The 18,799-nt window shown below is 59.0% G+C and carries 21 protein-coding genes and 1 pseudogene; 15 read left to right on the forward strand and 7 right to left on the reverse strand.

From position 1 onward, the window contains the following. Positions 1–182: 182 nt before the first annotated feature. Both J4E42_RS19180 and J4E42_RS19185 read left to right on the forward strand, forming a co-directional pair. On the forward strand, positions 183–479 hold the full coding sequence (locus J4E42_RS19180) for a DUF3144 domain-containing protein (RefSeq protein WP_207285889.1): 297 nt from the start codon (positions 183–185) through the stop codon (positions 477–479). 129 nt (positions 480–608) lie between these two features. Next, positions 609–926: a hypothetical protein gene (locus J4E42_RS19185; RefSeq protein WP_207285890.1), complete on the forward strand. Its 318-nt coding sequence runs from the start codon at positions 609–611 to the stop codon at positions 924–926. A 108-nt stretch (positions 927–1,034) separates the two neighbouring features. Here J4E42_RS19185 and J4E42_RS19190 read toward each other — a convergent pair whose 3' ends face one another. Together J4E42_RS19190 and J4E42_RS19195 are read right to left on the reverse strand one after the other, a co-directional pair. Then, entirely contained in the window at positions 1,035–1,706 is a 672-nt protein-coding gene (locus J4E42_RS19190) for a bifunctional 2-polyprenyl-6-hydroxyphenol methylase/3-demethylubiquinol 3-O-methyltransferase UbiG (RefSeq protein WP_207285891.1), read from the reverse strand. A 77-nt stretch (positions 1,707–1,783) separates the two neighbouring features. Next, the gene (locus J4E42_RS19195; protein WP_207285892.1) at positions 1,784–2,083 is read right to left on the reverse strand and encodes a hypothetical protein; all 300 of its coding nucleotides are present in this window, start codon (positions 2,081–2,083) and stop codon (positions 1,784–1,786) included. Positions 2,084–2,429: 346 nt separating this feature from the next. Here J4E42_RS19195 and J4E42_RS19200 point away from each other — a divergent pair, with 346 nt between their 5' ends. Together J4E42_RS19200 and J4E42_RS19205 are read left to right on the forward strand one after the other, a co-directional pair. Next, a complete protein-coding gene (locus J4E42_RS19200) occupies positions 2,430–3,584 on the forward strand; it encodes a hypothetical protein (protein WP_207285893.1) in 1,155 nt (384 codons plus the stop codon). 71 nt (positions 3,585–3,655) lie between these two features. Next, positions 3,656–4,774, forward strand: coding sequence for a glycosyltransferase 61 family protein (locus J4E42_RS19205; protein WP_192418656.1), 1,119 nt, complete (start codon positions 3,656–3,658; stop codon positions 4,772–4,774). A 40-nt stretch (positions 4,775–4,814) separates the two neighbouring features. Here J4E42_RS19205 and J4E42_RS19210 read toward each other — a convergent pair whose 3' ends face one another. After that, positions 4,815–5,129 carry an NIPSNAP family protein gene (locus tag J4E42_RS19210; protein ID WP_207285894.1) on the reverse strand — a complete coding sequence of 105 codons (315 nt, stop codon included), beginning with the start codon at positions 5,127–5,129 and terminating at the stop codon, positions 4,815–4,817. Positions 5,130–5,320: 191 nt separating this feature from the next. On the opposite strand from J4E42_RS19210, the gene J4E42_RS19215 reads away from it, so the two are divergent. The 3 genes and pseudogenes from J4E42_RS19215 to J4E42_RS19225 all read left to right on the forward strand — a co-directional run bounded on the left by J4E42_RS19215 (position 5,321) and on the right by J4E42_RS19225 (position 7,252). After that, positions 5,321–5,650 carry a DHCW motif cupin fold protein gene (locus J4E42_RS19215; protein ID WP_008029418.1) on the forward strand — a complete coding sequence of 110 codons (330 nt, stop codon included), beginning with the start codon at positions 5,321–5,323 and terminating at the stop codon, positions 5,648–5,650. Between the two features lie 134 nt (positions 5,651–5,784). Further along, positions 5,785–5,961: pseudogene (locus J4E42_RS19220) on the forward strand (MFS transporter); the annotation flags it as partial. A gap of 43 nt (positions 5,962–6,004) precedes the next feature. After that, positions 6,005–7,252 (forward strand): MFS transporter, encoded by a 1,248-nt coding sequence (locus tag J4E42_RS19225; protein ID WP_207285895.1) that lies wholly within the window; start codon positions 6,005–6,007, stop codon positions 7,250–7,252. Here the strand turns inward: J4E42_RS19225 and J4E42_RS19230 are convergent. Further along, positions 7,169–8,080: a LysR family transcriptional regulator gene (locus J4E42_RS19230; RefSeq protein WP_207285896.1), complete on the reverse strand. Its 912-nt coding sequence runs from the start codon at positions 8,078–8,080 to the stop codon at positions 7,169–7,171. The genes J4E42_RS19225 and J4E42_RS19230 overlap by 84 nt on opposite strands. 271 nt (positions 8,081–8,351) lie before the next feature. Between J4E42_RS19230 and J4E42_RS19235 the strand changes: the two genes are divergently transcribed. The 4 genes from J4E42_RS19235 to J4E42_RS19250 all read left to right on the forward strand — a co-directional run bounded on the left by J4E42_RS19235 (position 8,352) and on the right by J4E42_RS19250 (position 11,903). Then, positions 8,352–8,666, forward strand: a complete 315-nt coding sequence (locus tag J4E42_RS19235) for a DUF485 domain-containing protein (RefSeq protein ID WP_207285897.1) — start codon at positions 8,352–8,354, stop codon at positions 8,664–8,666. Continuing rightward, positions 8,663–10,333 (forward strand): cation acetate symporter, encoded by a 1,671-nt coding sequence (locus J4E42_RS19240; RefSeq protein ID WP_207285898.1) that lies wholly within the window; start codon positions 8,663–8,665, stop codon positions 10,331–10,333. The genes J4E42_RS19235 and J4E42_RS19240 overlap by 4 nt, the downstream gene beginning before the upstream one ends. Positions 10,334–10,415: 82 nt before the next feature. Beyond that, the gene (locus tag J4E42_RS19245) at positions 10,416–10,970 is read left to right on the forward strand and encodes a cytochrome b (protein WP_207285899.1); all 555 of its coding nucleotides are present in this window, start codon (positions 10,416–10,418) and stop codon (positions 10,968–10,970) included. Between the two features lie 3 nt (positions 10,971–10,973). Then, the gene (locus tag J4E42_RS19250; protein WP_207285900.1) at positions 10,974–11,903 is read left to right on the forward strand and encodes a nitronate monooxygenase family protein; all 930 of its coding nucleotides are present in this window, start codon (positions 10,974–10,976) and stop codon (positions 11,901–11,903) included. Positions 11,904–12,048: 145 nt separating this feature from the next. Here the strand turns inward: J4E42_RS19250 and J4E42_RS19255 are convergent, their stop codons facing one another. After that, on the reverse strand, positions 12,049–12,933 hold the full coding sequence (locus J4E42_RS19255) for a LysR family transcriptional regulator (protein ID WP_207285901.1): 885 nt from the start codon (positions 12,931–12,933) through the stop codon (positions 12,049–12,051). 114 nt (positions 12,934–13,047) lie between these two features. Between J4E42_RS19255 and J4E42_RS19260 the strand changes: the two genes are divergently transcribed. Further along, the gene (locus J4E42_RS19260; RefSeq protein ID WP_207285902.1) at positions 13,048–13,719 is read left to right on the forward strand and encodes an MOSC domain-containing protein; all 672 of its coding nucleotides are present in this window, start codon (positions 13,048–13,050) and stop codon (positions 13,717–13,719) included. Positions 13,720–13,861: 142 nt separating this feature from the next. Here J4E42_RS19260 and J4E42_RS19265 read toward each other — a convergent pair whose 3' ends face one another. Beyond that, on the reverse strand, positions 13,862–14,221 hold the full coding sequence (locus J4E42_RS19265) for a DUF6124 family protein (protein ID WP_207285903.1): 360 nt from the start codon (positions 14,219–14,221) through the stop codon (positions 13,862–13,864). A gap of 526 nt (positions 14,222–14,747) precedes the next feature. Here J4E42_RS19265 and J4E42_RS19270 point away from each other — a divergent pair. From J4E42_RS19270 to J4E42_RS19280, 3 genes are all read left to right on the forward strand, one after another. Beyond that, positions 14,748–16,265: a CoA-acylating methylmalonate-semialdehyde dehydrogenase gene (locus J4E42_RS19270; RefSeq protein WP_008029395.1), complete on the forward strand. Its 1,518-nt coding sequence runs from the start codon at positions 14,748–14,750 to the stop codon at positions 16,263–16,265. Positions 16,266–16,387: 122 nt separating this feature from the next. Next, positions 16,388–16,777, forward strand: coding sequence for a tautomerase family protein (locus J4E42_RS19275; protein ID WP_207285904.1), 390 nt, complete (start codon positions 16,388–16,390; stop codon positions 16,775–16,777). A 63-nt stretch (positions 16,778–16,840) separates the two neighbouring features. Next, positions 16,841–17,890 carry a nitronate monooxygenase family protein gene (locus tag J4E42_RS19280; protein ID WP_207285905.1) on the forward strand — a complete coding sequence of 350 codons (1,050 nt, stop codon included), beginning with the start codon at positions 16,841–16,843 and terminating at the stop codon, positions 17,888–17,890. A gap of 9 nt (positions 17,891–17,899) precedes the next feature. On the opposite strand, the gene J4E42_RS19285 is transcribed toward J4E42_RS19280, so the two are convergent. Then, on the reverse strand, positions 17,900–18,658 hold the full coding sequence (locus J4E42_RS19285; protein ID WP_207285906.1) for a hypothetical protein: 759 nt from the start codon (positions 18,656–18,658) through the stop codon (positions 17,900–17,902). Between the last annotated feature and the right edge of the window lie 141 nt (positions 18,659–18,799).

Below are 18,799 nucleotides of genomic sequence, written 5' to 3' on the forward strand. Positions count from 1 at the left end.
CGTGAGTCGCCGAACAGGTTATCGCCAGATTCAACGCTTGCTGAAGGGCAACCGGGCGGTAAACGGCTCGTGCCAATAGCGGGCGTCAGACCTTGGTATTTTTCGTTTACATGTCGTAGCTAGCCGATGCGGGAAGTGTTCCAATTACGGAATCTCCGATAGTGATGGAAAGGTACCCAGCAATGCCAGATGCCACCGATGAAGCATTCTATGATCGTGCAGACGCGCATATAGACCTGTCGAACGAGCAGCTTAGGGAGTTCGGAGACCTGGGCAAGGTAAGCGCGTCGATGATGTTTGGCACCACTCGATTCAATGCTTGGGTGAGCACTCGCAACTTCAAATCAGGCGAGGAAATGGCGCAGGCTCGCGAAGCGATGTTGAAGTATTTTTGTGAGCAGTACCGGATGATGCTTGAGGATAATCTTGACGACCATATCAACAACTTCAGTAAGCACATGACTGAGAAAGACGCTTGATTGATCTTGATTGATCTTGATTGCTCTCGGTGATTGACTGTTTTTGGTCGTTGGCAGTCGATCTCGATGGGCCGCTATCGACCAGAGGCATGCTGACCGCAAGTTATCTTAATCGAAGGAGCGTTTTTAGTGAGCGGCCATAACCACAACTTGAGAACCGACTTCATAGAGGCGCTCAAGGAAATCACCGCGCTGATGTCCATTGCATACGAACAAACCGGCCCAGTACCGGATGACCATGCGTTAGCTCAGGCAGGTTTAGAGAATGGTGGTGAAATCGTTCTGGATTATGTCGATCACAACGAGGCTGGAATAGCGTTCGAACACCTGCTTTACATGATTAATGAGCCACCGCTCATTGTTTCTGAAGAATGCACAAAGATATTGGCCCGAATCGCGAAGACCCTGGAGATGCCGTTTACAGGGGACGAAAGCAGCCGCCTATGAGGGGCAGCTATTGGCCGATTGCCGCCTTTCGTAAAGGGCAGCAATCGCCTGAGTCCCGCTAGTGAGTCTTCAACCAAACACCCCCCCGCCGACATCCATCAAACGAACTCACCGCCGCACTTCAGCCACCAACAACAACGACTGCGGCACAGGGCTTTGCGGGTGCTGTGGCTCCTGCAGGCCCGTCAGTTGAAAGCCGGCCATGTCCAGCGCATTGAGCCAGCTGGACAAGGTGCGGAAGTACCACGGCATGGGTTGCCACTGCCCCTTGAACCCGGTGAACGTTTCTTGTCGCCAGCCATCCTGGTAGTCGCCTGCCGCTGCGCTCCACGGATGCAGCGTCTGGATCACCAGCGCGCCGCCGGGGGCGAGCAGGGCGTTCATGGCGGTGAGCAGGGGGATGATGTCCTGGTGCAGCAGGGCGAAGTTGGCGCAGATCAGGTCGTAGTTGCTGCCGATGTCCACTTCGGCTTGCGCCAACTGTTCATAGTTCGCCAGATGCACCGTCGAAGAGCCTGCCGCCCGCGCCGCCTCGACCAGCGTCGCATCGCCGTCCACACCGACCCCATTGATCGCCCGTTCAGCCAGCGCCCGCAACAGCCAGCCCTCGCCGCAGCCCAGGTCGAGCACGCGTTCGGGCTGACGGCTTGCCACTGCCAGCAGGATCGCCTGGTCGGTGACCTTGAGGCGGCTTTCGATGGCGCCGGTGCGGATCGCGTCGATCCAGGATTGGGCGTTGTGGTGCCAGCTATCGAGAAGGGTCGATTCGGGGGCGGGCATGTCGATGTCCGGAGTTGTGGGTTGGAGAGAAGGATAGGGCAAGTGCGCGTGGTGCGGACCCTGTCAGTGACGCTGCATTATTTTCTGCACTCTGCCAACACCACCTGGCAGGTATCCGGCGCGCCACCGGAGCGTCCGGCGTAGCGAATGCAATTGTCCATGGATTTTTGGCGGGCCATGCCTAGGGTGGAACCCCAGGCCAGGCCACCCTCGCCGACAGTGGGCAGCGCTTTGGCGTAGCAAGGTGAGCCTTCGTTTGAGGCCCAAGTGCGAGGCGTGGCGGTGTTACGTGCGCAGCCCGCTGTCAGCGCCAGGTTGATGGCGAGCAGGGCGGGCAAGACCCATGACCCGCATGGGCGCGCGGTTTTTCCGGTCATCCCGTTTTCCCTGTATCAAGAGGCTGGAGGCGTGTCTGTATCCTGCAGTTTAGACGCTGTTGCGTCTGTCCTTTGCCCGGTTTGGCGCATTTGGGGGCAGTTGCCGGGAGGGCACTTTTGAACCCGTGCCTGTCCAGAAGAGTAGAAATTTTGGCGTCATGAAATATACGGTTACGCTGCCGATACGCCGCTTGCAAAGTCCCTGCCTTGATCTTTAATAGTTACTGATGGAGGACGCGTAATCCCATCAAATATGTCTTAAATATCAATGGTTAAGCGAAAGTATCAAGTCCCGCCCGGATCTTTCTCTGATTTCACGACAGATAGCTCAAAGGATGACGAAGAAATGAAAGAGAAGCTGGCGGCCGTTATCCGAAAACTGATTTCTCCTTCATTACGTTATGAAGTCAGGAACGCGGCAACCTGGCTGCGGGACATCCTGGGGCGTGCGTGTTTCTGGAAGTGGGAGATTGCCCGCTTCAAGCTGCAGAACGACAGTCCTTACGAATTCCTCTACATCGGCAGGAAAAAACAGCGGGAAATGGCCAAGCTGCTCATCGGCGGGAAGTCCCAGGGGCCGCCCGATACGGTCGACGACGAATCGGCACCTGCTGCGTCGAATCATGTGGTGGTGGTCAGTGAAGCACCGTCCCCGGGGGCCTTGAATGTGCCCCTCTACCTGAGTGCCGTCGTACCGCTGGGGCGTCCCATCGAAGACATCACCGCCAAATACGATAGCGAGTTGCGCCGAAACATCCGCAAGAACCGACCGCGCTACCGGATGGTCCAGACACTGCTGGATGACGAAATCGAAAAGGCCGACAGGGAAATGCTTCGACCTTATGCCGAAGCACGGCAAGGCATCCACGCTGCGCAGTTTCCCTCTCAGGAAGTCTTGAGAATTGCCAAGACCGTCGGCCGGCTCGACCTGATCATGCTGGAAGACGAGGTGGTTGCCTGCCACCTGGGTTGCGTCGTCACTCGGGGCGGCAAGCGCTACTGGAGCACGCTGCGTTTCGGATACATCGAGGCAATTTTTTCAGATGCGAAAAAACTGCGCGAGGTCAACTCGATTACCACCTTCATGGCACTTGAATGGGCCATCGACAATGGCTTCGATTATTACGACATCGGTCTTTGCGTGGCCCGTCCGGATGACGGGCTGCTGAAATGGAAAAGACGGCGCGGCGGTGATATCGATTCCCTGGGAAACCACGCGTACATGTTCGTCCGGCTGCCCAAGACCGGGAGAGCCAGATTCCTCTGGGACACGCCGCTGTTTGCTGTCGAAGGCAAGGAAATAACCTTGCACCTTGGCCTGCCGGACGGGCCAAGCGATGAGGAAGTCGCCAGCCGTTATCACGAAATGGTGTTTGGCGGGCTGCACAAAATTTACCTGTATTGCGCCAAGAGCTCGGGCGAACAGTTTCTCGACACCTTGCGCAGTCGCTATGCCAATTTGCAGACACAACCCGTCATGGAACGGATTCCATCCAGCTGAGCCATTTCCAGGACTGAATAATGACAGCGCTCGCACCTGACTTTTGACCCTGCCCGCAGGGAGGACTCTTCATGGAAAGCGATCTCTCGCCAATCAGCACATCGACCGCTGGCAATCAAAAAAAATGGACCCTGGCCGCCTACAAAAACATGGCGAGAAAAAGACTCGCACGCAAAGCCGATATCAACTTGAAAAGCATCGCGCTGAAAAGTTGGGATATTGCGCCGGGCGAGACGACCCATTCTCCGTCGGCGTTCTTCCTGCCCGGTCAAATGGACCGCGTGACAGGGTGGGAGGCGAAGCGTTTTTATCCTTTCGAGCATCCCGCCCGCACCATGCAGGGGCTGGGCGACGTAGAACAAGGGCCGACCCGTGGCTACTTGCTCAAGGACGTCTGGATGATCGATGGCGCGCTCTACAAGGACAACGCCAGTCTGTGGCTGTCGCTCAAGCCAAGTATGTTCCCGCGCATTACCGTGGACACCGAGATCGATCGCGCCGCCGTCTACTGCACGCAAAACGGCAATACCTGGTTTGGAACCTGGTTGATGGAAGACTGCCCGACCTATTCCCTGGCCTGCGATGAAGGTGTGCCGGTGACCACCGCACCCTCCGCCAGGTTTCCGTTGTTTACCCAGGCTCCCGCTTACGAAGACTGGTTTGGCATGAAACCGGTGCGCCTGCACAGTGCGTTTTTTCGTGAGCTCGTGCTGTTCGACGACTTGAGCAACAATCGAAACAGGCATCTGCGTTACCGGGCCATGGGGGAAAAACTGCTGTCGCACGTCAAGCATGAGGCTCACCCCGGCGTGTTCATTCTGCGCGGTGGCGACGGTGACTTGCGCTTTTTGCGCAATGAGCTCGAAGTCGCCGAACACCTGCGCAAGAGCAGGGGGTTCCGCGTTCTCGATCCTTTGAAAACCGATGTGCCGACCATCGTGGCGACCTGTGCCGGGGCGCGGACGGTGGTGGGGGTCGAAGGCAGTCAGCTGGTGCACGGCGTCAATGTGCTCCAGCCGGGCGGTTCGTTGCTGGCACTGCAGCCACCGAACCGTTTCGTCAGCTACTACAAGTTCCTGACGGATCGCGACAGGCAGAATTTCGGCTTCGTGGTCGGAACGCCAGAGGGCGACGGCTTCAAAATCGACATTCAAGAGGTCGAGCGCACACTGGATCTGTTCCCGTCATGACGGCCTGAGGGAACCCCGGCAAAAGACTTTCCGAACGGGTTTACGCCTGATCCCCAAACACCGGCCGGAAAAAACTCCGCTCATAGCTGAGGATGAATTTTTTATCCTCGGCATACTTGAACGCCGCGATGCAGTCCGCATCGTTCATGGAGTCCTGCCGATAGCGCTCGTACTCGGCAAGGCTCGCAAAAGTGAACATCGCCAACGCAATGTTGTTGGCACCCTCGGACGGCAGGAAATAGCCGTGGTGCTGGCCGCCGAATTTTTCCACCAGTGGAATCCACAACTTTGCGTAGTGTTCGAATGCGCCGATCTGGTACGGGTCCAGCACGTACTTCAGGTAACAAGTGACCATGTTTTCGCTCTCTTCTACGGGAGGGTTAAACCATTCAAAGGCTGTTCAGCCATTCGGCAGTTTCGCAGATCACCTGGCTGCATGGGAGTCTTCACTGGACCCTGTATCCCGTAAATGCGGGCCATCTGTGTCTATCGGCTACATTGCGAGGTTGTTACGTTTGCGCCTCCACCGTATTCGATGAGGTAAAAATGGATCTCACCGCCATCCCGTTCGGGACGACCGACTGGTCGACGATCGAACCTGTCACCCATGCCGGCCAGACCGGAAACGCCTATTGGCGAACCTGTCAGTTTGGTTCGACGCGTGTGCGAATGGTTGAATACAGCCCCGGATACCTCGCCGATCATTGGTGCTGGAGAGGTCATATCCTGTTGTGCCTGGAAGGCGAGTTGCACACGGAACTGGAGGACGGTCGACAATTCACGCTGACGGCCGGCATGAGTTATCAGGTGGGCAACAATGCTGAAGGGCATCGGTCGTTCACCACCAGTGGCGCAAAATTGTTCATTGTGGATTAAGGCGTCGGATTGAATTTCGCCACTGGCCGTAGCGCTGGGTATCTCTATGGGAGATAACCCGATCAGATTAATTCGCTTCTTGAGATATATCCCGCGCGCGTAATGTCTGCCCTGTCTGAAGTAGAGAAGGGCGGATGATGAACAGGTTGAACACAACGATCGCCAATGCGCAGCCCGCGTTGCAGCCAGCCAGCGCAGGCTGGGCAACGGTGGCAGGTTTTGCTGCAAGCCTGGTCGGCATCGGCCTTGCGCGGTTCGCTTATACGCCGTTGCTTCCAGCGATTATCGGCGCTTACTGGTTTGATCCGTCCATGGCGGCGAAAAGCTCCAGCGATTCCCGGAGCCTCTGACACCGTGAATTACTCCGATCGAAACCTGATGTATTGGCGCCGCAACCTGACCGTTTGTGTGTTCGGCTCGTTCACGACACTGGTCAGCCTGAGCATGTTGTTGCCCTTTTTACCGTTGTACGTTCAACAACTGGGCGTGACGTCGCAGGCGGACGTGGTGCAATGGTCGGCCGTGGCATTCGGCGCGACTTTTTTCGGCACGGCGATCACCGCGCCGTTGTGGGGGCGACTGGCTGACCGCTATGGCCGAAAGCCCATGCTGGTCAGGGCGGCAATCGGGATGGCCATTGTGATGTCGTTGATCGGGATGGCCCGGGACGTTACCGACCTGGTTGCACTGCGCCTCATCGCCGGGCTCATTGGTGGCTACGCATCGGCGTCCATCGTCATGATCGGGTCGCAGGTCCCGCGCGAAAGGGCGGGTTGGGCACTCGGTGTCTTGTCCACGGGGGCCTTGTCCGGCAACCTGATCGGGCCACTGGTTGGCGGTTTTTTACCTGAGCTTGTCGGCATTCGCGGCACTTTTTTCGTCGGTGGAGCAATGATTGCGGTCGCCGCCATGACCACCATCCTGTTCGTTCGTGAGGATTTCGACCGAGCGTCGGACGCCAGACAACGGGACAGGAAAAACCGGCCTGAGGGGGGCGGTTCGAAATGGCCGGTCATCGCTGCACTGCTCATGACTGCGATGATGGTGCTGTTGGCCAACATGTCGATCGAGCCGATCATCACCGTCTACATCGGCGATCTCGGCGTACCGGTTGATCATCAGGCGCGGATAGCCGGCGTGGTTATGGCCTGTTCCGCGTTGGGCAGTATCTTGACCGCCGCCAGACTGGGGGCGCTGGCCGACCGGGTGGGCGGCTGGAGCGTGATTGTCGGTTGCCTGTTGCTGACGGCCGTGGTCATGGTGCCCCAGGCGTTCGTCACGCAATGGTGGCAACTGGCGGTATTGCGCGGCGTCATGGGCATGACCATTGCCGGGCTCCTGCCCGCGATTGCCAAGCTGATCCGGCATTCGGTCGAAGAGCACAACACCGGCAAAATCCTCGGTTACTTGCAATCGGCGCAGTTCTCAGGGCAGGTGATAGGTCCCTTGATTGGCGGCCAGATTGGCGCCCATCTCGGCTTGCATCATGTGTTCCTGGTGACGGCGGCGTTGCTGGTGTTATGCGCCTTGATGAACGGCTGGGTGAGGAATCGCTACCTGGGCGACACCGTCCAGGCGAACGCTGTCCAGAAAAGTGGATAACGCGCTGGAAAAATAGCCATCAAGGCGCCTGACGAACACCGTCTCTACGTCGGCGATGTCTGGCGCGAGCTCATGCACGTTGACCAACCCTTCGCGCAAAGCGTTCGCCACAACGCCTCGGGGCAACAGCGTGACCCCGACGCCCGCCGACACACAGGCAATGATCGCTTCAATCGAGCCAAACTCCAGTGGCTCAGGCGCCAGGATGCCCAGATTGGCCAGCAGGGAATCCAGGCGCTGGCGGTAGGAGCAACCGATTCGAAAAACCACCGTCTTCAGATTGTCGACCGCGGCGACCGCGTCCAGCGTGTCAATGGCACAGGATGTGACCAGCACGAGCTCTTCGCGGAAGGCTTGCTCACTGAGCAATTCCGGGTGATTGACCGGGCCTACGACAAACGCCCCTTCGAGCTTACAGTCGATGACGCCCTGGATCAGGCTGCAGGTGGTGCCGGTGCGAATCACCGGGCGAACCTCCGGGTAAGCCTTGGCAAACTTTGCGATCAGCCTTGGAAGGCGCAGCGCCAGCGTCGTCTCGAGCGTACCGATCTCGAAGACTCCTTTTGGATGCCCATCGTCTCGCGCAGCGCAGGATGCATCGGACAGGAGCCGGGAAAGGCGGGCGGCGAAGGGCAGGATCCGCCGTCCAGCCGGCGTGACCTGAACCCCTCTGGCGCTGCGTTGAAACAGCGCCACCCCGAGTTCGTCCTCCAGCGACCGAATCCTCGCGGACACGTTGGACTGCACGGTGTTCAGCTCGCTCGCAGCCTTGTTCATGCTGCCGTGGCGCGCAACCGCATCGACGACCTTCAGATCCGTGACATCCATCGAATTCACCTATCTCTAAAACCAATAACCAACCGCAATTAAACAGTGTTCAGCAGATTAGTTTTGGTGTGCGGCAAAGGCAAGCAATGGCCGACATAGGGAGCGATTGAATTCATCAAAAAAGATCATACGCATCATTAATGATCGTTTTACATGATCTTTGACCGGGCATAGGTTGAGGGTGCAAATACACCGCAGCCAGTGGCAAATCGAGTCTTCGAATTTGAGGCTGTGGAACAACAATAACTGTCCACTGCTACACGGAGTCAACGTGAACCATGCATCCGAGTCAGCCAGAATTCGCAACCATCCCCGGTACCAGGATTTGGTATCACGGCAGCGAAGATTCGTCGCTTGTCTTACTGCCGCCACCCTTGTCCCGTACTTCACGTTCATCCTCGTCGCGGCGTTCGCGCCCCAGCTTCTAGCGCAGAAACTCTCCGCAACCAGCATCATCAATATCGGTTGGCCGCTGGGCGTCGCCTTCATCGTCGGGGCCTGGTTGTTTACCGGCCTGTACATCCTGCGCGCCAACGGTGAGTTCGATGACCTCACCGCAGAAATTCGCGAGGGGGCCCTCGTATGAAACCCATTCTTCGGTACCTCATTCCTTCTCTGTTGGGCGCGGTCGCGACGTGCGCCTCGGCCGCCGATGTCTTGCAGGCGGTGGAAAAACAGCCGCTGAACATCACCGCTATCGCGATGTTTCTGGTCTTCGTGCTGACCACCCTGGGCATCACTTACTGGGCTGCCTCCAAGACCAAATCGATGGACGATTTCTACAACGCCGGCGGCGGCATCACCGGTTTCCAGAACGGTTTGGCACTGGCGGGGGACTACATGTCGGCGGCGGCGTTACTGGGCGTCACCAGCATGATTTTCTTCAACGGTTTTGATGGCGTGCTCTACTCGATCAGCTTCTTCGTCGCCTGGCCGTTGCTGTTGTTCCTGTTCGCCGAGCGCATCCGCAATCTGGGGCGCATCACCATCTCGGACATCGCCTCGTTCCGGCTCGATCAAAACCGGATTCGCACCATGACCGCGTTCGGGTCGTTGACCGTGGTCTGCTTTTACCTGGTGGTGCAGATGGTCGGGGCAGGGCAGTTGATCCAGCTGCTGTTCGGTCTTCCCTACAACTACGCGGTGATCGCTGTCGGTCTGTTGATGGCGATCTACGTGACGTTTGGCGGGATGGTCGCCACCACCTGGGTGCAGATCATCAAGGCCGGCTTGCTGCTGGTGGGCGGGACATTGCTCGCCGTGTTGGCGTTGAGCAAGTTCGGTTTTTCGTTTGAGCTGCTGTTCGAAAAAGCGGTAGCCGCCCATCACGATGGCGAGCGGATCCTGCTGCCCAGCAAGCTGGTGGCCGACCCATTGGCGCTCATCTCGCTGTCGCTGGGGCTGGTCTTCGGTACCGCAGGATTGCCCCATATCCTCATGCGCTTTTTTACCGTGCCGGACGCCAAGCAAGCGCGCAAATCGGTATTCGTCGCGACGGGTTTCATCGGCTTCTTCTACCTGATCGTTGCGGTGTTGGGGTTGGCAGCCATCGTGATCGTCGGGCAAGACCCGGCCTTCTACGAGTCCGGCATTGTCGGTGGAAAGCTCATCGGCGGCGGGAACATGCCGGTGATGCATCTGGCAAAAGCCGTCGGCGGCGACCTGCTATTGGGCTTCATCTCCGCCGTCGCGTTTGCCACGATCCTGGCCGTGGTTTCGGGGCTCACCATGGCGGGGACCTCGGCGATTTCACATGACCTCTATGTCCGGGTCTTCCGCAAAAACCGTGCGGATGCGAAAGACGAGCGGCGTGTGTCGAAGATCGCCTCGGTCGGCATCGGCATCGTTGCGGTGGTGCTGGGCATTTTGTTCAAGGACCAGAACATCGCCTTCCTGGTCGCGCTGACTTTTGGCGTGGCGGCCTCGGTCAACTTCCCGATCCTCGTGCTCTCGATGTACTGGAAAGGATTGACCACACGCGGGGCGTTGATCGGTGGCATCGCCGGGCTGGTGAGCTCGGTAAGCCTGGTGATTCTCTCGCCGGCGGTGTGGGTCAAAGTGCTGGGCAATGCCGACGCCATCTTCCCCTTCGACTACCCGGCCATCATCTCGATGAACGTAGCGTTCCTGTTTACCTGGCTCGGCTCGGTCACCGACCGCAGTCGCGGGGCAGCGCTTGAACGCGAGCGTTTCGATGATCAGCTCATTCGCGCCCGCACGGGCCTTGGCGCATCGCAAGCGGTCAGCCACTGAGACGCGGCACACCTTCATCGCGATGAAGGTGTGCCGGTCATTTCCATACCCTGATTTGTGCTCTCTGCAAAAGGAGTCAGCCATGCAACTTCGAGACAATGGCTTAAGGTTTTCACCCATCACGGTCGTGCTGCACTGGGTCGTGGCGTTGTCGCTGCTCGCCATCCTCGGCTTGCAGGTGATGATCGGCCAGGCGTCCAGTGAGGACGGGCGGATGTCGTTGGTACACCTGCAAAACCTCATGGGGCTGATCCTGTTTCTCGTATCAATCTATCGGTTCTGGGCCAGGATCACCGCTTACCACCCGCTGCCGGTGGGCACGCCCAATCCTATTGAAGTGATCATCAGCCGTTCCGTTGCGGTGGCGCTCGCCCTGGCGATGGTGCTGCTGCCGGTCGCGGTGTGGGCCTCGCGGGCTGCGGCCGGCGAGGGGGTGGGGTTGCCCGGAGGCTTTTCGATTCCGGCGCTGTTGCCCACCAATGCAGCGCTGAAACAGGTGGTCGATGTGCTCTTCGATATCGGGGCGTCGGCGTTCCTGGCCGGCCTGGCCTTGCATGTCTTCGGTGCGCTCAAGAATCACTTTCTCCTGAAGAACAACACGCTCAAGCGGATGCTTGGAAAACATGTGGAGCTGTGAGCCATGAACGAAGCCAGATTCGATTTTGCAGGTAACGCCATCACTCAATTGTGTGGCGTGAAATACCCGATTTTTCTCGGCGGGATGGCGGCGATTTCCGGCCCGCCGCTCGTTGCGGCAGTCGCCAACGCCGGAGGCTTGGGCGTGGTGGGCGGTTTGCGCCTGCCACCCTTGGCCTTGCGCCGATGGATACGGGAAACCCGAGCGCTGACCGACAAACCCTTTGGTGTGAACCTGGTGCCGCAGTTCGGCGGCCCTGATGTGTTTGAAGCGCAATTCCAGGTCGTGCTCGAAGAAAAACCACGACTGCTCTCCTTGTTTTACGCCGAGGCCTATTCCGCCGACATGATTCCCCGGGCGAAAGACGCGGGGCTGGTGGTCATGGTGCAAACGGGCTCGGTGGAGCTGGCGAGAATCGCCATCGCACAAGGCGCTGACATCATCGTGGCGCAAGGCAGTGAAAGTGGCGGACATTTGAATCGAGGCACCATCGGCATCATGCCGTTGCTGACGTCCATCCTTGCGGTATCCGAGGGGCGGCCGGTGCTGGCGGCCGGTGGCATCACCAACGGTGACGATGTTCGGGCGCTGATGTCGCTCGGCGCGTCTGGGGTGGTGGTGGGCACCGCGTTTATTGCCACCGATGAGTCGAATGCGCACCCGCTCTACAAGCAAAAAATTGTCGAGGCGACGACGGATGACACCGAGTACCGGACCGGGTATTCGTTCGGTTGGACCTACGGCACGCCGCACCGAGTGATCCCCAATCGTGACAAGTGGAACCTGCTGCGCTTCATCGGCGGTGGCGCCCGCGCAATCGACAAACCGCGCATGGCCAAGAAGCTGTCGCTGTACGCGGGGCAGGGCGTTGGCAAAATCCACAGCGTCGTCCCCGCAGCAGAGCGTGTGGCGGAGCTTGCCCTTGGCTTGTAGTAAGCCTCTCCTCGATTAACCTGTAGGAGCGAAGCTTGCTCGCGAAGGCGGTGGTGCATTCAGTTTCAATAGTGAATGTCCTGACGCTTTCGCAGGCAAACCGGAACGCCGCCCCGCTCGCAACTACAGTGTCGGTCTGTGTGTTTTAAGCCGCCGGCCGGGCAATCTGCTCCTGCGCCAGACCGATAAACGCGCTCATCGCTGAGGTGATCATCGAGTCGTTCCTGCGGATGAACACGGTCGAAACCTTGGCGAATTCGGCCGGTAGCGTGTGGCAGCGAATCGCATGCCGCACGCTGCAATTCTCTGCGATGGCCTTGGGCAACAAGGTCACGCCCATGCCCGCCGCGACGCATGACAGGATGCCATCGAGGGTGCCCAGTTCCATGATCTGGTTGGGCACCAGCCCGACCTGGTAGAACCAGTTTTCCAGGGTGGAGCGATAGAAGCACCCGGTCCGGAAGACCAGCACGGTTTGCTGGGGGATTTTCTCGATGAGCGCCGGCAATGACTCGAAGCGGTTGCTGCTGACCAGCACCAGTTCCTCTTGAAACACCTCTTCCTGCGCCAACGCCGGGTTCTGGTGAAACCCACCGACAAACGCGCCATCGAGTCGATGGGCTTCAATCGCCTTGATCAGCTCGACCGTCGTTCCGGTCAGCAGCGACAGTTGCACTTCGGGGTATTGCTCGCGGTACTTCGTCAGCACCTGCGGCAAGCGAATGGCCGCCGTGGTTTCCATTGAGCCCAGCCGCAGCAGGCCGGTCGGAACACCGGTGTCCGTCAACGCATTGCGACTCTCTTCTGTCAGCTGCAGGATGCGCCGCGCATAACCGAGGAAGGTCTCGCCCGCCGACGTGAGCACCACCCCGGATTTCTTGCGGATGAACAGCTCCCGATTCAGTTCGGCTTCCAGCTCCTTCACCCGCATGGTGACGTTGGACTGCACCGTGTTCACGTTGACGGCGGCTGCGGTGAAGCTGCCGAGTTCGGCAACCGCGCAGAAAATCTTCAGTTGGCGCATTTCCATGATCGTCACCATCCATCATAAAAAGTGATTATGGACATATTTAACGATCACTTTACGGTCATTGTCGGTGGTTAGTAAAGTGGCCGAAACCCGGTAAAAGATGCGGATCGACCCATGACACTCACTTCGAAAATTGATCACGTCTTCGCCGGCGGCCTGGGGCTGTTGAAGCCCGAAGGGCAGCGTACGGGCATCTTCAAACAGCGCCGTTCAGGTCCCGTTCGTGTCGAGCTTCACGGGATTGTCGGTGACCAGCACGGCGACACCAGGGTTCACGGCGGTCCGGAAAAGGCTGTTCATCACTATGCGGCCGAAAATTATCAGCACCTGGCGCAGGCCTTTGCGCACTGCGCCCATGAGCTGCTTCCGGGCAGCCTGGGGGAGAACATTTCTGCGCTCGAACTCTCGGAGCGCAACGTGCACATCGGCGATGTATTCCAGATGGGCAGTGCGGTGTTGCAGGTCTCTCAACCGCGCAGCCCGTGCTGGAAAATCAATCATCGCTTCGACGCCGAGCACATGTCGATGCATGTCGCCAAGGAGCGAATCACCGGTTGGTATTACCGGGTGCTTCAACCGGGCTTCATTGAAGCGGGTGACAGGATCGAGCTGCTGGAAAGGCAAACCGAGCGCTTTTCCATCGATGAATTCTGGCAGGTGCAGTTGTCGCACCGGCCGGTGATCGACGATCTGCTGGCGCTGGCGGCAAGCCGTGGGTTGGCCGATGATTGGAAGCGGCGACTGTCGGAGCGGGCGAAGTGGCTGCAAAAAGCGCTTCAGGTCTGAAGCTGCAAACACACACTTGTGTAGGAGCGAGCCTGCTCGCGAAAAACCCATAGACACCGCGTATTTCCAGGCTTCACGCGTTATCGTTAACGTTCTTCGCGAGCAGGCTCGCTCCTACAATGGTTTACCCGCTTAGCGGTGTTCAGTCTCGCGGATCAATCTGATCCAGCACCCGGTTCGCCGTGATCTCCGCCAGCATGATGCTGTTGGAAATGCCCAGCAGCGCGTTACGCGACCCACCGTCCAGAAGATCCACCAAGTGATGGACCATCACATCGACTGAGGCCAGCGTCTCGACCAGATAAACCATCAGGGTTTCGGTCGTGAGCTCTGGGTCCACAGTAAACAGGGTGCTGGGTGTGCGCGGCTTGGCTTTGATGTCGGCAGTCGACGGGAAGTGGTAGTCGAGGGCACGCTCGGCGGCCTCGTTGAGTTTGTTTGAGTCGGGTTCGTATGGGGATGCCGGATCAGTATCCGGTGGGTTCGGTGAAGGCTTGATCATATGCTGAGTTACCTAATGGAGTGCCACCCCTCTTGCGACTAAACGAAAGGGGAGGCAGCTGTACGCAGGTTAGTCGACCGGGTAACTCAGCAATCCGGCGCGCCCGAGGGCGCCCCACGTACAGCCACCATCAAGTACAGGCAATGTATGACCTGCATGACAGATGCACGCACAACTGGGTTACCACGAGCGACTAAACCCGACCACTGATGAGCAGTGGCACGAATCAAGTTACCGGGCACCCCCAAAGCGCACAAGCCGGCGGATTCTGGCGTACCCGTAGGCAACGGCGCAAGGTTTTGTAGCTTTCATCTCGTAACCACGAGCGCGCTTAAACAAGCATTCAGCAACGCTGTTTAACACCTCAAACACCTTCACCATTTCTGATCCATAAGATCATTAATCATCATTTTACATGATCCTTCGGCTGGCCTACTTTGACCCTGGCAGGCGAGCCACCGGCCGCCTGGCGCTCTCCCGACAACAACAAGAGATGGCTCTTATCCACCACCAGGGGACACCCGCCATGAGCAACCAGCCAGCAGACATCGCACACTACATTCACGGCCGCGTGACGCACGGTACTTCCGGTCGCACGCAGAACGTCACCAACCCTGCCATCGGCTCCGTCATCGGCAAAGTGGCCCTCGCCAATGCCGCTGAAGTCGACGCGGCAGTGAAGTCGGCAGCGGCCGCGTTTCCCGCCTGGTCGGCGCTGCCGCCGCTGCGTCGCGCCCGCATCCTGTTCAAGTTCCTGGCGTTGCTCAATGAACACCGCGACACACTGGCGCGCATGATCACCGCCGAGCACGGCAAAGTTTTCACCGACGCCCAGGGCGAAGTAACGCGCGGCATCGAGGTCGTCGAGTTCGCCTGCGGCATCCCGCAACTGCTCAAGGGTGACTACACCGAACAGGTCTCCACCAACATCGACAACTGGACCATGCGCCAGCCGCTGGGCGTGGTGGCCGGCATCACCCCGTTCAATTTCCCGGTGATGGTGCCGATGTGGATGTTCCCGGTGGCCATCGCCTGCGGCAACACCTTCGTGCTGAAGCCGAGCCCCATCGACCCGTCGCCTTCGCTGCTGATCGCCGAATTGTTCAAGGAAGCCGGGCTGCCGGATGGCGTGTTCAACGTGGTGCAGGGGGATAAAGAAGCGGTGGACGCGCTGATCGATCACCCGGACGTCAAAGCCGTGAGCTTTGTCGGGTCGACGCCGATTGCCAACTACATCTACGAGACCGGTGCCCGCCACGGCAAGCGCGTCCAGGCGTTGGGCGGCGCGAAGAATCACATGGTGGTGATGCCCGATGCCGACATCGACCAGGTGGTCGACGCGCTGATTGGCGCGGCGTTCGGCTCTGCCGGCGAGCGCTGCATGGCGATCTCGGTGGCGGTGTTTGTCGGCGATGTCGCCGATAAGGTGATGCCGAAACTGGTGGAACGCACCCGCACGCTCAAAGTCCTCGAAGGCATGAACCTGGCCGCCGAGATGGGCCCAATCGTGTCGCAAGTCGCACTGCAACGCATCACTGGCTACATCGAACAAGGCATTGAGGAGGGCGCAGAACTGCTGGTCGACGGCCGTGGTTTTGACGGCGCCCAGGCTGGCGCGAATTGCGCTGAAGGGTTCTGGCTTGGCGGCACGGTGTTCGACCATGTCACCCCCGAGATGAAAATCTACAAAGAGGAAATCTTCGGCCCGGTGTTGGCGTGCATGCGCGTGAAGGACTTCGCCGAGGCGGTCGATCTGGTCAACTCACACGAGTTCGGCAACGGCACCGCTTGCTATACCCGCGACGGTCACATCGCACGTGAATTCGCCAGCCGCATTCAGGTGGGGATGGTCGGCATCAACGTGCCGATTCCGGTGCCGATGGCGTGGCACGGTTTCGGCGGCTGGAAGCGCTCGCTGTTCGGTGACACACACGCCTACGGCGAAGAGGGCGTGCGCTTCTACACCAAGCAAAAGTCGATCATGCAGCGCTGGCCGAACAGCATCGCCAAGGGCGCGGAATTCGCCATGCCGACCTCCAAGTAAGCACCGCTTTCTGCTCCACGGGTTTGGGGTGGATGACGTGTTGGCGCGGGCTTGCACGGCATCGTTTTTCCCAGGGGGAGCGAACACCTCGCTCCCGGTTTTTTCCGCACAGGTGAACCGCTATGCCGCTGCTCAAGTTCGACCTCATTCAGGGGCGCAATGACCAACAACTCAAGACCCTGCTGGACGTGACCCATCAGGCGATGGTCGAGGCCTTTGAAGTGCCCGCCAGTGATCGTTACCAAAGCGTCACGCAACATCGTCCGGGGGAGTTGGTGCTGCACGACACGGGATTGGGTTACACGCGCACGACCAGCGTGGTGTTGCTGACGGTGATTTCGCGACCACGTTTACAGACGCAGAAAACCGCGTTCTACCGCTTGCTGGCCGAGAGGCTGCAAGCCGAGTGTGGCCTGTCACCCGACGACCTGATTGTTTCGCTGGTGGAGAACACCGATGCGGACTGGTCCTTCGGCCGTGGAAGGGCGCAATTTCTGACCGGTGAACTTTAGGGTTTGCCGCGTGGGCCAAAGGGTCCGTTTTTACCTCTGTGCAACTCTCTTTCAGGTGATGCCATGTCCACTCAACTGCTGTCCCTTTTGAACATTCGACTGCCCGTCCTTCAATCGCCGATGGTGGGGGTTTCCACGCCCCGACTGGCGGCAGCGGTGTCCAGCGCCGGCGGCCTCGGCGCGATTGGCATCGGGGCGAGCAACGTCGAGCAGGCGCGGAAGATGATCCGCGAGACGGCCGCGCTGACAGACAAGCCGTTCAATGTGAATGTTTTTTGCCACCAGCCTGCCGTCCACGACAGCGCTCGCGAGACGCAGTGGCTGACATTTCTGGCGCCGTTCTTTGCGCAGTTCGGGGCCGCGGCACCGACGGCGCTGCGTGAGATCTACACCTCTTTCGTCGAAGACCCGGACATGTTGCAGATGCTGCTGGAAGAACGGCCGGCGGTGGTCAGCTTCCATTTCGGGCTGCCGCCACAACCGGCAATCGATGCGCTTAAAGCCGCCGGCATCATCCTGTTGTGTTCCGTGACCAACCTGGCCGAAGCGCAGAGCGCGGAACGCGCCGGCGTGCATGCGCTGGTCGCTCAAGGTTACGAAGCCGGGGGGCATCGCGGGGTATTCGATCCGCAGCAGGACTCGCAGATGGGGACGTTTGCGCTGGTGCGTGTGCTGGTGGCGGCTTGCCGACTGCCGGTGATCGCGGCGGGCGGCATCATGGACGGCGCGGGGATCAAGGCCGTCATGCAGTTGGGCGCCAGTGCCGCGCAGTTGGGAACGGCGTTTATCCTCTGCCCCGAATCCTCCGCCAACAGCGCCTATCGCGAGGCCTTGAAGGGGCCGCGTGCGCACCAGACTGCCGTCACCAGCGTCATCTCCGGGCGTCCTGCCCGAGGCATGGTCAACCGCAACTTCACCTGCCTCGAAAAGGCTGGCGCGGCGCTGCCAGACTATCCGCGCGCCTATGACGCCAACAAAGCGCTCAACGCCGCGGCCACCGCCCAGGCAAACACGGAGTTTGCCGTGCAGTGGGCGGGGCAGGGGGCGCCCCTGATTCGTGAGATGCCGGCCGCTGCGCTGGTGAACGTGCTCGCTGCGGAAATGAACGACTGAGCCAGACCTTTAGTGCAGTGCAACCTCACTGAACTTGAGTAGCAGCGGATCATTGTTCCCGTCACGAAACGCGAGCTTGATCGCTGGCGTTTTACTCAACTTGCTATTGCTCTGCTGGAACGTCAGCGTGACCCGGGTCGGTACGTTGCGGATCAGCTGAAACGTCAGCCAGATATTGTCCTCGACCTGGCCCACCCGGGCCGATTGGCCTTTGAGCGGACCGCCAGATTCGTCGAACAGCACCGTGTCATCGTTGAAGCGGAAGCTGCGGTCGACGTTCAGGTTGGTCAGTTCAAAGGTGCAGGTCGGCAAGCGACCGATGTTTTCGCAACCTTCCAATTCAATGCGCACGTTATCCAGCACTTCCATGCGTTTGCCGAGCAAATTACTGCCTTCGTTTTCGACGACCTTGGATTGCAGTTTGGCGAATTCGAACGAGGGCTTGGCGTACTCGGTGCCCAAAATGAAAAAGCCGAAAGACAGGCCCGCGACCATGAAAAACTGCAGCGCACCCCTGAGCATCGGCGTGAGGTTACGGATCTGCCAACCGATGGAAACCACACCCAGGAAAAGGAAGGTGCTGACCAGCAACACCACATTTTTCCAACTGATGAAACTGAAGCCGAACACGCTGGGATCCGGCACGGCATAAGTGATCAACGCCCACATGGCACCCAGCAAGACACCGAGGCCTGCCATGCCACGGGTGATCATTGAGGCGATTTTCTGGGTGCGGGTAGGTGCTGTAAGGGAATCTTGTTGTGGCATCAATGCTGCCAACTCCTTGTCGTGTAGCCGTCCGTGCTTGAAGGCAAATGTCGGGCTGTTGCAAAAGAAAACCGCGGGAGGCCGAGGAAAGGTTGCCAGTTATGGCAGGTTGCCATTATCCAGTAACGGTGTGGCAGGTAA

It is taken from the genome of Pseudomonas sp. FW300-N2A2, from assembly GCF_017351735.1.
Classification (GTDB): Bacteria; Pseudomonadota; Gammaproteobacteria; order Pseudomonadales; family Pseudomonadaceae; genus Aquipseudomonas; species Aquipseudomonas migulae.